Genomic DNA, 14,731 nt, shown 5'->3' on the forward strand with positions numbered 1-14,731 from the left:
CGCTTATCTGGCAAGGAGGCGAGCTAACTGGGCAAGCAATTGTGTATGCTCTTTTTTCGAGCCTCCTTTCATTCTGGCCTGCTCTGCGTTGAAATACGCCACTTCCTTCATTCCATTCAACGCATAGATATGAGCCAATGTGGCAAACGGAAGGTAAGACTCCGCAAGCATATCTGTGTTTTGCGCTTCACTAACAACCACAAGCGCGCGGTCTTTCTCCCCCTGATACGCAATCGCAATTGCCTGATTTAACTTAGCAAGTGGCGACTGAGATGACTCAACGAGATTGTTATAGTGCTGCTCGATCTGCTGCCAATTTGTTTGCTCAAAGCTCTCTGCTTTACAGTGCTCATGGGCAATACTCGCTTCTTCGAAAAAGCGTCCTGTATTACCGAATGCTTCTTTGTTGGCCCCTGCAAGTTCAAGAAAATGTGAGCCTTTCGATATACATGACTGATCCCACTTTGTTCTGTTCTGCAGATCCAAGGGCACAGGCTCTCTATTATCATCAATCCGCGATTCCAGCCTTGCCATGTGAAAATGCATCAGCGCGTAAAGTGCGAGGGTTTCGCGGTTAGCAATATCGGGAGAGACAACCAATTGCTCCAATAGGTGCATGGCCTCATGGCAAAAATCGATATTAATGATCTTACGCTCTTCAGAGCTATACACCCCTTCGTTAAACAGTAAATACAGCGCCAAATGAACCGTTTCCATTGATTCAAGATCGGGCGTTACATTGGCGCTATAAGGGGATTTTTTAAGCTGGGATTTTGTTCTTTGTAGGCGTTTTTTTAGCGTCTCTTCGGGTAAGAAGAGAGACTTGGAAATAGTGTTCAAACTGAACCCACACAGCACTTTCAGAATCAGTGGGATCAGGTTTTCTGGCTTTAGATTGGACTGACAACACCAGAAAATCATCGACAGGGTTTCATCTTGGATTGCATTGTTTTTAAAGGCGCGGTCAACTGCGGTCGCCAGTGTCCATTCACTATCAAGGAAGTCTGCAAGTTCTGAGGAGTAACTCACCTGATGTTTGTTTCGACGAATGACATCAATTGCCTGATTCTTAGCAGTCAACATCAGCCAGGCTGAAGGGTTTTCTGGTTCCCCCTTTTCGTCCCAAACTTCGATTGCCCGCTTGAACGCTTCTTGCAGCGTGTCTTCTGCTAATTCAATATTGTCTTTGCCAAAAAGACGCACCAAAGCCGCCAGAATTTTTGCGGACTCGGCGTGATAGATGTCCTCAAGACGCTGACTCTTTTTCATGACATTCCCTTCGCCCCCAGCTCAATCTTTATTATTGCTCTTTCTTGATACAGAGCCTAACCCTAGGTTTTTGTAATCTATGTTTGATCTTGAGTTCACGACACGAACTTCACCATAATTTCAGCGCTATCCCTTCTCCCTGGCAAACAATGCCTTTGTCTTCCTTATCTCAACAAGGAGCAATTTATGAAAGCAGGCCTCGGCACCGCCGCCTTTGGCACTTCGATTTCCCAAAATGACGCCTTCGAGGTGCTGGACACTTATGTCGCGATGGGCGGGAAGATCATTGATACCGCCAACAATTATGCATTTTGGGCAGGACATGGCGGTGAAAGTGAATCTGTTATTGGCCGGTGGTTGGCAGGCGTTGACCGCGGTTCGGTAGAAATTCACACCAAAATCGGTGGCCTCCCGTTGGATGGAAATGATATTTCAAACCCGGAAGGACTGAGTAAAACCACCATAGAATCAGCAATTACTGCGTCTCTTGAACGTCTGGGTACTGATTATCTGGATGTGCTCTATTGCCACATTGATGACTTGAAAACGCCACTTCTAGAAACTCGGTCGGCATTAACTAGCTATGTAGAGAAAGGCGTGGTGAGAAAGCTTGGCATTTCCAACTACACGCTGGAGCGGCTTGAAGAATTGCTGGTACTCATTGAGCAGGAAAAGCTCGCACCACTAAGCTTTGCGCAATACCGCCACAGCGTGATCAAACCCGTGACACTGGATTATGATTTTGGTGTGCAACTATGCCTGACACCTGAAATCCGAAGCTTACTGAAAGAAGTTCACCCCAACGTCACGCTGGTTGCATACTCGCCGCTACTCGATGGCGCATTTGAACATGGCGGTAAGTTGCCAGACGCGTATGACACTCATGAAAACGAAAGGTATGTAACAGGGCTCCGTGCAGAAGCAGATATGATAATGATGAGCCCTTCAGCTTTGGTACTCCGTCATATTGCTAACGACGGCATCATTCCACTTTGCATGTCCGGCAAGGTCAAACGCATCAAAGAGAACTTCGCCTTGGTGAAAAAGCTCAAATAGCCCTTAGTCCAAGAGAAAAAAGCGACTCAGATGAGTCGCTTTGGCTTAGGGGGATGTTTTCTTTAAATGATCAGTGCTGATTTACAGCAGGGATCACTGGATACTGGACGCCGGCCATCTGCTCAATGCAGTGGATAACCTGACAGCTGTATCCGAATTCATTGTCATACCAAATGTAAAGTACGCAGCGGTTACCATCGGCGATGGTCGCCTCACTATCCACGACGCCTGCGTAGCGTGAACCTACGATGTCTGACGAGACGATTTCAGTAGATTGGGTGTAATCAATCTGACCCGCCAGTGGAGACATCAGCGCCGTTTCACGAAGGTAAGCATTCAGCGAATCACGGTCGACTTCTTTTCCTAGATTCAGGTTTGCAATCGCCATGGAAACATTCGGCGTGGGTACGCGAATCGCGTTGCCAGTGAGTTTACCTTTTAGCGCTGGCAGAGCTTTCGCCACGGCTTTTGCTGCACCTGTAGATGTAAGCACCATGTTCAATGACGCGGCACGTCCACGGCGATCGCCTTTGTGGAAATTATCAATCAGATTCTGGTCGTTGGTGAACGAGTGGACGGTTTCGATATGACCAGACTCAACACCGTAGCGGTCATTCATCGCTTTCAGCACAGGTGTAATTGCGTTAGTAGTGCAACTTGCCGCTGACACTATTGTATCGCTGTCTTTGATGTCACCGTGGTTAACACCAAATACGATGTTCTTGATGTCACCCTTACCTGGTGCGGTCAGCAACACTTTACCCGCGCCTTTGGCGGTCAGGTGGTTACTGAGACCATCAACATCGCGCCACATGCCTGTATTATCAACGACAACGGCATTTTTAATTCCATGGGCTTCGTAGTCTACCTCTGAAGGGTGGTTAGCATAGATGATCTGAATGTAGTTACCATTCACGATCAGAGCGTTACGGGCATGGTCCACCAAAATGGAACCGTTAAAAGGCCCGTGAACAGAATCACGACGCAGTAAGCTGGCGCGCTTTTCAAGGTCGCCATCTTTACCGCCACGTACAACAATCGCGCGTAGACGCAGTGGGTAGCCAGGTCCGCTTTTTTCTACCATTAGGCGCGTGACCAGACGCCCAATTCGGCCAAAGCCATACAACACGATATCTCTGGGCTCCTTAAGACTCGTGGACGGCGGCAGGTCTGCGATTGCTGTTTTGAGGAAATCATCTAGTTGGGCCAAGTCTTCATGGTCACGCCAGTAAACGTTGGCAAGACGACCAATATCGATTCGGCAAGGAGAAAGTGGCATTTGTGCCAATGCTTCCAGAATAGGGAGCGTGTGTGCTGTAGTCACTTCCTGTCCAGTGTACCAGCGCGCTACACGGTGTGACTTCAGCAGGTCAATCGTACTGGCGTTAATCACAGCACGACCATAAATTTGAATTTCGACGCCCTTCTCACGGTAAAGCTTGCTTATGAGAGGTGACATGGTTTCTGCGTCGGCCTGACTTTGTTGCCATTGGGTAAGATGTTGTTCTGGACTCATCGTGACTTTCTTTGCCTTTTTGGGATTTAGGGTATAAAAGTTTAATCAGTAACTGTTTTTATTATTTTGGCGACGAGTCTAACGGCCTGATTATTATTAACCTAGCAAAAATAAGTCATCATTTATCTCATTAAAATTCAGCCAGTTACTCCTCTTTCCGTTAAAATATTACAAGTGTAAAACGCTTTCATTTTCTTTCTCTTAAAATCTGATTGAAAGTTTACTACGTAAAACTTTCAGTTCTTTCCTCCAAATCTACTTAATACGCCTCACTAAAAAACGACATCACCATAGGTGTTATCGCCCTTTGATCAGCGAAACAACAACAGTTAACGCGGGATCTGTCGCTGTATTCGGGTTTTATCCTTTATCGATACAGAATGATTCACTTAAAGCATATTGATTACACATCTAAATGTTTCAATTTTGCGTCATTTTTATTGAGCACATATAAAACAGCAACTTATAGACATAAATATGCTTATTTGTGACTCAGACTTGATAAAAATTCCATCAGATGTATCATTTAAAGGGCTTAAATGCTTAGACCTCTAAAGGATTAATTGAAACAATGAGTACCGAGACGATACACCAGAGCGCGACATTGACGCGTTTGAGGACGGACGAAGACGCCTGGGTATTTCGCACTCCGCGAATCGAAGATGGCATCAGGATCCACGAGCTTATCGCCAGTTGTCCCCCACTCGATGAAAACTCCTCGTACTGCAACTTCCTCCAATCTTCCCACTTCAACAAGACCTGCATCCTCGCAGAGCACAAGGGTTCCGTAGCTGGATTCATTTCTGGATACCTAAAGCCTGAAGCCCCTAATGAGCTGTTTGTCTGGCAAGTCGCGGTTTCTCCAGAAGCACGCGGCAAAGGTCTCGCCTTTCATATGCTGCAAGAGCTGTTGATGCGCGACCACCTCTCAGACGTCAATGTTGTAGAAACCACTATCACTGGATCCAACAAAGGTTCCTGGAGCTTATTTCGTAAGCTCGACGCCGCACATGGTGAAAACGGTGAAGTCACAGTGTTTCTCGACGAAAAACAGCATTTCAAAGGAAAACACGACACGGAGTTTTTGTTCCGTATTCCTTTGAAATAAAAACATTCTTAAAAATATAAAACGGATTCCAAATGGAAATTTTTAACAAGCAAGAGTCAAACGTTAAGTCATATTGCAACAGCTTCCCTGTTGTATTTACCTCAGCAAAAGGGTGTTGGCTGACTACCGATTCAGGAGAACGCTACATTGATTTTCTGGCTGGTGCTGGTTCGCTGAACTACGGTCATAACAACCCAGTTCTGAAAAAAGCCTTGGTAGACTACATCTCGAATGATGGCATTACCCATGGTTTGGATATGTTCACCCAAGCAAAAGCTGCTTTCCTAACCGCACTCCGTAATCACATCTTCGCGCCACGAAATCTTGATTACAAAGTGCAGTTCACCGGACCAACCGGCACGAATGCAGTAGAAGCAGCGATGAAGTTGGCGCGCAAAGTGACGGGCCGCACCAACATCGTGACTTTCACCAACGGCTTCCATGGGTGCACCATGGGCGCACTGACGGCCACCGGCAATCAACATCACCGTGGTGGCGCAGGTACGCCTTTATTTGGCACGTCCCGCATTCCTTATGAAGGCTATGCCGATATTGATGGCCTTGCATTGTTTGAAACCATGCTGAACGACAACTCAAGTGGCCTCGATAAGCCTGCTGCTGTGTTGCTGGAAACCCTACAAGGTGAAGGTGGTCTGAATGTCGCTTCAAACGAGTGGCTGCAGAAGCTGAGCAAAATCTGTAAAGCTCACGGCATTCTGCTGATCGTTGATGATATTCAGGCTGGCTGTGGTCGTACTGGCACATTCTTCAGCTTCGAACCTTCCGGTATCAATCCAGACATCGTGACCCTGTCTAAGTCTATCGGCGGATACGGTTTGCCAATGGCACTGGTGCTGCTGAAACCTGAGTTGGACAAGTGGCTTCCAGGTGAACACAACGGTACTTTCCGTGGTAACAACCACGCCTTCGTTACGGCAACAAAAGCGATTGAGCAATACTGGCAGAATGATGATTTCGAAGGCCACATTGCTGACCGTAGCCAGCAAGTTTCCAAGACTATCGACCGCTCGCTGAAGCAACTTTCTTCTCTGTTTGTTCGCGCAAAAGGCCGCGGCATGATGCAAGGTATTGAGTGTAAAAGCGGTGATATCGCCAGCGCGATTTCCCGTCGTTGCTTTGAAAAAGGCATGATCATTGAAACCGCGGGTCCTGACGATGAAGTTGTGAAGTTCTTCTGTCCGCTGACAATCAGTGAGTCAGAGCTTGAGCAAGGTCTGCACATCTTTGAAAAAGCAGCTCAGGAAGTTGCTAATGAACTTACCCGCAAAGCATCTTAAGGGAAATAAGAAACATGATCGTAAGAACTCTGGAAGAGTGTAGAAACAGCGAGCGCCGCGTAGCATCAGAAACCTGGGAAAGTGTTCGTATGCTGCTGAAAGATGATCTGATGGGGTTTTCATTCCACATCACGACCATCTTTAAAGGCACTGAAACCCACATTCACTACAAAAACCACTTGGAGTCTGTGTACTGCATGTCTGGCGAAGGTGAAATTGAAGTGGTAGGTGGTGAAACTTACCCAATCAAACCGGGCACACTTTACATTCTGGACAAACACGATGAACACTTCCTTCGCGCTTACGAAGGTGCGGACATGGTAATGGCATGTGTATTTAACCCGCCAATTACCGGACAGGAAATTCACGATGAAAACGGCGTTTATCCGCTGGTAGATTAATAAAAATATATGTCTTTTGGGGGCCATTTTGCCCCCTTTTTCTATTTACGACAGACAAGGATTGCAATTATGACTTACACCGTTGAGAAAATCGGCGGCACGTCTATGTCGGCATTTGATGCTGTACTGGACAACATTTTTCTTCGCCCCAAGAACCCGTATAACCGTGTATTTGTAGTTTCTGCCTATGGCGGCATTACTGATGCCCTGCTTGAAAGCAAACGTTCTGGCGAGCCAGGCATCTACCAACTGGTTGCCAAGCGTGATGAACAGTGGGCCGATGCCATCGATGCGCTCGAAGTGCGTTTGAAAATGATCAATGAAAATCTGTTTGCAGATCCTCTCAACCGTACCCGTGCAGACAACTTCATTGCTGAGCGTCTGAAAGATGCCAAAGACTGTATTTCAAACATTCTCGCGACATGTAGCTATGGTCAGTTCACGCTGCGCCAATACCTGCCACAAATCCGAGAGTTTTTATCTTCAATCGGCGAAGCCCACAGCGCTTACAACACTGCTCTGAAGCTAAGAACTCTTGGTGTAAATGCCAAGTTTGTCGATCTCTCAGGATGGGACAACAAGCTTTCCGGCACGCTGGATGAAGTGATTGTTGAAGCGTTTAAAGAGGTTGATGTCACTACCGAGCTGCCAATTGTGACTGGCTATGCCTACTGTGACGAAGGCCTGATGAAGACTTATGATCGCGGTTACAGCGAAATGACCTTCAGCCGCATTGCCTGCCAAACCTCTGCGGATCTGGCGATTATCCACAAGGAATATCACCTCAGTAGCGCTGATCCTCGTATTGCGGGTCCAGAAAACGTATTGCCAATTGGCCAAAGTAACTTTGATGTCGCTGACCAGCTAGCCAACCTCGGCATGGAAGCCATCCACCCGAACGCAGCTTCCGGTCTTCGTAAAAAAGAAATTCCGCTACAAATCAAAAACACCTTTGAGCCAGAGCACAAAGGCACTTTGATCTCTCAGGCTTACCAACCAGATTCCGAGAAAATCGAAATCATTGCAGGTCGCGACAAGGTTTTCGCCCTGCACATTTTTGATCAGGCGATGGTGGGTAACGTTGATAACGTTGGCTATGAACTGATGGAAATGATCGCAGACGAAAGCGTAAATCTGGTCGGTAAAGAGATGAGTGCCAACTCCCTCACTTACTATCTCAGCGGTGTCGCTAAGAATCTCAACAAGCTACTTTATCGCGCAGAAAAACGCTTCCCTGATTCGACAATCACCAGTCACATGGTTGCTCTGATTTCCGCGATTGGTTCACAGATCAATACCAACACTACCTTGAGCAAAGGTGTCCTGGCGCTGATGAACAGCGATATTTCACCGATTGCTGTTCACTCTTCAATGCGCAACGTCAACGTGCAGTTTGTGGTAAAAGACGAGATGTATGAAGGTGCTATTCGAGCACTACACGACGAGTTTTTTGTGCAAGCAGCGAAGAAAGACAAGCAAGTCGCTTAGATTACTGCCCTCATTTTTACATTAACGCCTAAGCCGGAGTTATCTCCGGCTTTTTATATTTAAATAGTGGAAACGAATTTGTTGTCGCCACTTATACCCAAACAACTTAAGGTGCTTGGGTATAGGCATAACATCTTGAAAAAATCAAATACCAGCCGTTTTTGTAACGCTAGAATTCTCATACATGAATTGTTAAAAATGTAAGATATTCTTTCCTACCGTCTCGTTAGGCGAATATTCATTGAACAAACAAAATAATGATTTCCACCCTATATTTTTCAATATCTTAAGAAATCACATAAGCCAAACAGTCGCCGTCACACAATCCCATAAAACAATGTGCGCAACAATTTCGTTACACAACCGATAAAAAGAGCACCAACCACCAACCAAACCCACTGTTTTTTACGAGTTATATCGTATTAATTGTGCAACAAGCCAACGGATAAAGCATTTAAATATCAACTTAATCATCATTTCACCTTCACTATTAAAATTAATTAAAAAATCGCAAGCCGAATAGTTGCCAAATTTCCTCTACACATTCATTGATAAAAGTCAGCTGTTTTAACGTAGCTGAAAATAGATAGGTATTTATCGCTGTTACCTCTAACCCATAAATACACATTGGTGAACAAATAAATGAAACCGAAATTTTATATGCTGTCTCTTGGCGTCGCGCTCGCAGTAACATCGCTGCCCTCTGTTGCTGCACAACGGATTAATCTCGAACTTTCTAGCTTTGCCAAATCGGACAATCAGATTGAAGCATTACTGGAGGGCCAGTCTTACATAGAGGGCTTTTCAGGAAGAGACCTTAGCGGTAACGAGGTGGTGAGAATTAATCAAACCTATCAAGGTCTTCCCATTTATGGAGAGAGCTTTGTAGCAAACAAGGGTCTGCTAGGACGTTTCAGCGGCTTTGTTGGGAGCGCTATCACTGGTATCGAACAAGACCTCCCGACAACAACACCCTCAATTAGCGATGATGAAGCACTGTCAACCTTACTTGCACTAAAAGGACACGAGCTATACCAGATCCAACATCCCGAAAAGCAGCTCATGGTTTGGTTGGACGAAAATGATACCGCCCACCTAGTATGGAAGGTCTCGTATGTTGTTTACAGCGATAAGCCAACACGCCCTATTAGCTTTATTGACGCACTATCCGGTAAAGTGCTGGACAGCTGGGAAGGCCTAAATCATGCGCAAAGCACAGGGCCGGGTGGAAATCAAAAAACCGGCCGCTACCATTTTGGTACTGACTATCCTGCATTTGACGTTACGCAGTCTGGAAGCACATGTTATTTGGACAGCGAAAACGTCGAAACTCTAGATATGAGGCATCAAAAAAGTGGAGGCACTGTCCATAGTTTTAACTGCTTCGAAAACAGTGAACGAGAGGTCAACGGCGCCTACTCCCCGTTAAATGACGCTCATGCCTTCGGACAAATTGTTTTTAACATGTATAAGGAGTGGTATGGCATCGCTCCCATACGCCAGAAACTTCGTATGCGGGTTCACTACGACCGTAATTACGAAAATGCTTTCTGGGACGGCCAACAAATGACATTCGGAGACGGTCAATCCTACTTTTATCCTCTTGTTTCTCTGGATGTTGTTTCTCATGAAGTCAGCCATGGTGTCACTCAGCAAAACTCCGATCTGGAGTACAAAAATCAGTCGGGAGGCATTAACGAAGCGTTTTCTGATATTGCAGGCGCAGCGGCAATTTATTATCTGGAAGGAAGCTACAACTGGAAAATTGGTGACAGGATCAAGAAAGGTAGTGGTGCCATGCGCCATATGGATAATCCTCCACTGGACGGAAAATCCATTGGCCATGCTAAAGACTACTATTCAGGGATAGATGTACACCACAGCTCTGGAGTATTTAACAAAGCCTTCTATCTATTGGCCACGAAGCCGGATTGGGATATACGCAAAGGGTTTGATATTTTCCTTCACGCAAACCAGCTTTACTGGCAGGCAAGATCAACGTTTAACCATGCTGCGTCAGGCGTTTTCAATGCCGCCAGTGACTTGGGGTACTGTGTCGATGATGTCGTTGACGCCTTCCAACAAGTGGGGGTCGCTGCTGGCAGCAAAACGGGTGAGCACTGCAAAGACGTTTCTCCTGTTGTTGATGCTTCTTTCTCACATAAAACCAAAGCACTAACCGCAGTATTCAGCAACCTTTCGACAGGCCCGATTGCTTCATATCAATGGGATTTCGGTGATGGCCGCTCTTCTTCTCAGCAGAGTCCGTCACACACTTATGCGACAAGTGGGACTTATTCAGTCTCGTTGAGAGTCGCTGATAACAAGGGGAACAGTGACGTTGCAGTTAATACGGTAACAGTGTCTGATTCAGACAATTCATGTTCAGTTGCTGCTTGGGATCCCAACAAGAGCTATTCCTCAGGTGATATTGTGAGTTTTCAAGGTAAAACGTACAAAGCGACTTGGTGGTCTACTGGCGCACAACCGGATATTTACCCTCAAGTCTGGTTGGTAAACGGAGACTGCCATACATCACCGGGAGATAACCTCCCTCCTATTGCAGATTTCAGTTTCTCCGCTTCAGCACTGACCGTCAGCTTCCAAAATATATCAACCGATGATGTTGGCATTGCTAGCCAAACATGGCAGTTTGGGGACGGCACTGAGTCATCAGAAAAAAGCCCGACGCATACTTACCAACAGCAAGGTAGCTATGGAGTGAAGCTTATTGTGACTGATACCAAGGGAGTGACCGACGAGAAAGTCACCACGATTGTGGTTTCCAATGATAATCCGACAACAGAGTGCTATCCCGTTTGGCAGTCAGGTACGGTTTACAGCACTGGAGAGCGCGTTTCCCATAAAGGCAGTGCGTATGAAGCAAAATGGTGGACGCAAAATGAAGAGCCTGGTACGACGGGCGAGTGGGGAGTTTGGAAGAACTTGGGGCCCTGTTCTTAACTCTGTAAATTAAAAAAGAGCAGCTTGGCTGCTCTTTTTTACTGGCTGTTCGGGGGCTTAATGCGTCACTGGGCCTTAATAAGAACGGAAGTATCCATTCGACCAAAACCTTGAGCTTGAAGGCTGGCGTACTTTTCATCCACCTCTTTGGTGAGTGGTAATTCTATACCCTTGCCAGTGGCCTCATCCAAACAGATCCCCAAGTCTTTGCGCATCCAGTCAATAGCAAATCCAAAATCGAATTTGTCCTGCGCCATGGTGATGGCACGATTTTCCATCTGCCACGAACCCGCTGCACCGTGCTTGAGTACATTCACCATTTGTTCAATATCCAGACCTGAGGCCTGCGCCAATACCAACGCTTCACTTAAGCCCTGCAAGATACCTGTGATACAGATTTGGTTCACCATTTTACAGCGCTGACCCTGACCATTTTTACCCATCAAAACGACTTGTTTGGCGTAAGCATCAATCACAGGCTTCACCGCATCAAAGACTGTCTGGTCGCCGCCACACATTACGGTTAATACCCCGTTTTCCGCGCCTGCCTGACCGCCAGAAACAGGCGCATCAATAAAGTGGATACCTTTATCCTGACATGCGACAGAGAGTTCTTCAGCCAACGTTGCGGATGTAGTGGTGTGATCCACCAGCACACTCCCTGCTTTCATACTGGCCAGTACGCCATCATCGCCATAAATCACACTGCGGACATCATCATCATTGCCAACACACACAAAGACCACATCACAGCTTTGTGCAGCCTCACGTGGCGTAACGGCGAAGTCAGCTTTGTATTCATCTGCCCAAGCTTGAGCTTTTGAAGTGGTACGGTTGAAAACGGTGGTGTTGAATCCAGCGTTTTTGAGATGGCCTGCCATCGGATAGCCCATAACGCCGAGACCGATAAATGCGACTTTTTCCTGAGCCATGATGACTTCTCCTTTTGGTATGCGTTGATGTCCGTGATGAAGTTCGTTTAACCATTTCTTGAGCGACTATAATTGCATCAATTGACATATGTCAATTTTAAATAATGACATAATTAAGTTATTTCAATTATTCGCACCTTTGGTCATAATTTAGTCCATGCCGCGAGCAGACACAGGAAAGACCTTTTGAGTGAAACCAAATTCAAAGACATTGCCAATCAGATAACCTCTCGAATCGAGCAAGGTATTTACGCCGCTGGGGCCAAACTACCGCCTCACAGGGAATTGGCCAATGAACTTGGCACCACGCCAGCCACCGTTTCAAAAGCCTATAAGCTACTGGCGGAATTAGGACGTGTTGAATCATTTGTTGGGCGTGGCACCTTCGTTCGGGACAAGTCTGCTCTTAATCAGGTTATCCAACCTCAGCACCAGGAATTAGATTTTAACTTTTCTATTCTCCAGCCCTGTTTGGTTTTGAACCTCAATGCACTTACCGAGGCATATACTCAGGCAGCTGAAACCCTTTCACCGACGTTACTCGCGTATGCTGATGACTCAGGCCATTCTGCCCACCGGGCGGCTGGAGCAATCTGGTTGCAGAAACATGGCCTCCAATCTGCAAGCTCCGAGAATGTACTGCTAACAAACGGTGCGCAGCACGCATTGTCGCTCTTAGTTGAAACTTTGACAGAGCCTGGAGACACCATCGCGGTCGAAGCGCTGACATACCCCGGTATTCTGGCGATTGCCAATCTCGCTGGCCGAGAGGTTGTCGGTGTTAACCTTGATGATGATGGCCTCTGTCCCAAACATTTGAGGAAGGTGATCAAGCAGCACTCCCCGAAGCTGGTTATCTGCATTCCCTCACACCAAAACCCAACTGGCATCACCATGTCTGTTTCAAGACGTCAGGCAATCGCCGACGTCATCAAAGCCTCTTCAACTTATCTGGTCGAAGATGACATCTATGCCTTCTTGAACAATACTCCCATCCCAGCTATTTCTGACCTGCTGCCGCAGCAAAGCATCTATATCACCAGTTTGTCGAAAGCTGTCAGTCCAGCGATGCGCTGCGGTTATATCAAAGCACCGGATGCCTTACTGCCTGTTCTGGCTGCTCATATCCGCGCCAACATCTGGCTGGCTTCTCCCATTAACTTCGCGGCTGCGACAGGCCTGATTGAACAAGGTACCGCCTTTGAACTGGCCAGCGCACAACTTCGCGAGGCAGAGTATCGCCAAACTGTGGCAGCAGATATCCTCAAAGACTTCTACGAAACAGCGTCGGGTTTTCATATCTGGTTGAAGTTACCTGAACATTGGCGGGTAGACAGATTGGTAGAAGAAGCGAAAAAGCGTGCGATTCTTGTCAGTCACGGCGGGTATTTTTCAGTCGGTGACACCCCTAATTGCGTCCGACTGTCGCTGATGTCTATAAGCTCAAGAGATCGGTTTGAAGAAGGGCTAATCCAATTCGCAGAATTATTGGCCAGCAAACCTATGCCATTCAGTGATTTCCTGAATTAACGACACAGGAATAAAGCACCTTTGGAATGAAAGTGTTACTCTTACGGCGAAATTTCCCATGAGAATTGAAAAATGAGCAAACTAACTGCAGACGTTCAGGCAAATCTGATGTTGTTCGTTGAAGAAACCAAGCGTACTAACGTGGTTTGGGGTCTGAAAAACGAAGAGGAAGGCTGGCTAGCTTGTGACTCGAGCGAGTTCGAAGAAAGCGAAGTGATGCCATTCTGGTCTTCAAAAGAAGACGCTGCGCAACACAACGTCGATGAGTGGGCTGATTTCGAAATCACTGAAATCCCACTGGATGTGTTTGTTGAAGACTGGCTTATCACGCTGGATGAAGACGGCGTGCTGGTCGGTACCAACTGGAATGCAGAGCTGGAAGGCAAAGAAGTCGAGCCTTCTGAGCTGGCGAAGATGTACCTGTAAGGGTCATCATTTCCCAAAAAGCCGCGACCATGTTCGCGGCTTTTTCGTTTAGGCGAAAATGCCTTTCAGCCTTGGCGTCCAGTTTTCTACTTGCTGCGTTTCCATGCGTTTGTGGACGGTACGCGTCCAGCTAGCTGACAACCCCTCCTGCGCCGCAATTAATCTCAAGCCTTCCGGGTTTAATGGATCGCCAAAGTAGTAATCGCAGGTTTGTTTGATGGTCAAAGCGTTTTCAGCGCGCTCAATCAAAATCAAAGGCTCTGCAGCACTGACAAACCCCGGCGTGATCACACGATACAACCAGCCGCATTTGGCCGTTTCCTGCATCACCTCTGAAAACGTCTCTACATCCCAACGCTTGTTGAGCTTGTAACACGGTGAGCGGGGCTGACTTACCTGAATTACTGCTTTACCCCACTGATATTTATCACCAATGCAGACATCGTCTTCTGTCATGCCTTCAGTGCTGATGTTTTCCCCCATCCCTGCGGGCTGCCAGTCGGCCTTATCACCAAACTTTGTGCGCCAAAAGTCATAATGCTCAGAAGGATACTGATGCAATGCCCTTTCAACACCACCATGGTGTTTGTCAGACGCACACTCATCCCCCTGAAGCCCCAGTGCGGATAGGAATATTTCCCCTTCGATCGGCTGCTTTCCCATGGCAGTCATCATGCCAAACTGACTTTTCACTTTTCCGGTAAAGACCTTGTTGATGGAATACATTTTTTGCATCGTCCTTC

The 14,731-nt window shown here is 46.8% G+C and carries 12 protein-coding genes; 8 read left to right on the plus strand and 4 right to left on the minus strand.

Annotated features, from left to right (window positions below; genetic code table 11):
• Positions 1–3: 3 nt before the first annotated feature.
• Positions 4–1,269, minus strand: a complete 1,266-nt coding sequence (locus GCE9029_RS18085; protein WP_062665377.1) for an RNA polymerase sigma factor — start codon at positions 1,267–1,269, stop codon at positions 4–6.
• Positions 1,270–1,455: 186 nt separating this feature from the next.
• On the opposite strand from GCE9029_RS18085, the gene GCE9029_RS18090 reads away from it, so the two are divergent.
• Positions 1,456–2,325 carry an aldo/keto reductase gene (locus tag GCE9029_RS18090; RefSeq protein WP_062665379.1) on the plus strand — a complete coding sequence of 290 codons (870 nt, stop codon included), beginning with the start codon at positions 1,456–1,458 and terminating at the stop codon, positions 2,323–2,325.
• A 70-nt stretch (positions 2,326–2,395) separates the two neighbouring features.
• On the opposite strand, the gene GCE9029_RS18095 is transcribed toward GCE9029_RS18090, so the two are convergent.
• Entirely contained in the window at positions 2,396–3,841 is a 1,446-nt protein-coding gene (locus tag GCE9029_RS18095) for a glyceraldehyde-3-phosphate dehydrogenase (RefSeq protein WP_062665381.1), read from the minus strand.
• A gap of 571 nt (positions 3,842–4,412) precedes the next feature.
• On the opposite strand from GCE9029_RS18095, the gene ectA reads away from it, so the two are divergent.
• The 5 genes from ectA to GCE9029_RS18120 all read left to right on the plus strand — a co-directional run bounded on the left by ectA (position 4,413) and on the right by GCE9029_RS18120 (position 11,100).
• Complete coding sequence (gene ectA / locus GCE9029_RS18100; RefSeq protein ID WP_062665383.1) at positions 4,413–4,949, plus strand: diaminobutyrate acetyltransferase; 537 nt, start codon at positions 4,413–4,415, stop codon at positions 4,947–4,949.
• A gap of 32 nt (positions 4,950–4,981) precedes the next feature.
• Positions 4,982–6,247, plus strand: a complete 1,266-nt coding sequence (gene ectB, locus GCE9029_RS18105) for a diaminobutyrate--2-oxoglutarate transaminase (protein ID WP_062665385.1) — start codon at positions 4,982–4,984, stop codon at positions 6,245–6,247.
• Between the two features lie 14 nt (positions 6,248–6,261).
• Positions 6,262–6,648 (plus strand): ectoine synthase, encoded by a 387-nt coding sequence (locus tag GCE9029_RS18110; protein WP_062665387.1) that lies wholly within the window; start codon positions 6,262–6,264, stop codon positions 6,646–6,648.
• Positions 6,649–6,717: 69 nt separating this feature from the next.
• Positions 6,718–8,136, plus strand: a complete 1,419-nt coding sequence (locus GCE9029_RS18115) for an aspartate kinase (RefSeq protein WP_062665389.1) — start codon at positions 6,718–6,720, stop codon at positions 8,134–8,136.
• 642 nt (positions 8,137–8,778) lie between these two features.
• Positions 8,779–11,100, plus strand: a complete 2,322-nt coding sequence (locus tag GCE9029_RS18120) for a M4 family metallopeptidase (protein WP_062665391.1) — start codon at positions 8,779–8,781, stop codon at positions 11,098–11,100.
• Between the two features lie 65 nt (positions 11,101–11,165).
• On the opposite strand, the gene GCE9029_RS18125 is transcribed toward GCE9029_RS18120, so the two are convergent.
• Positions 11,166–12,032, minus strand: coding sequence for an NAD(P)-dependent oxidoreductase (locus GCE9029_RS18125; protein ID WP_062665393.1), 867 nt, complete (start codon positions 12,030–12,032; stop codon positions 11,166–11,168).
• A gap of 186 nt (positions 12,033–12,218) precedes the next feature.
• Between GCE9029_RS18125 and GCE9029_RS18130 the strand changes: the two genes are divergently transcribed.
• Both GCE9029_RS18130 and GCE9029_RS18135 read left to right on the plus strand, forming a co-directional pair.
• Entirely contained in the window at positions 12,219–13,562 is a 1,344-nt protein-coding gene (locus tag GCE9029_RS18130; protein ID WP_062665395.1) for an aminotransferase-like domain-containing protein, read from the plus strand.
• A 72-nt stretch (positions 13,563–13,634) separates the two neighbouring features.
• Complete coding sequence (locus tag GCE9029_RS18135) at positions 13,635–13,988, plus strand: DUF2750 domain-containing protein (RefSeq protein ID WP_002538220.1); 354 nt, start codon at positions 13,635–13,637, stop codon at positions 13,986–13,988.
• A 48-nt stretch (positions 13,989–14,036) separates the two neighbouring features.
• Here the strand turns inward: GCE9029_RS18135 and GCE9029_RS18140 are convergent, their stop codons facing one another.
• Entirely contained in the window at positions 14,037–14,723 is a 687-nt protein-coding gene (locus GCE9029_RS18140) for an MOSC domain-containing protein (RefSeq protein WP_082804378.1), read from the minus strand.
• Positions 14,724–14,731 lie beyond the last annotated feature (8 nt).

The sequence above is a fragment of the Grimontia celer genome, assembly GCF_900055185.1.
In the GTDB taxonomy this organism is placed as follows: domain Bacteria; phylum Pseudomonadota; class Gammaproteobacteria; order Enterobacterales; family Vibrionaceae; genus Enterovibrio; species Enterovibrio celer.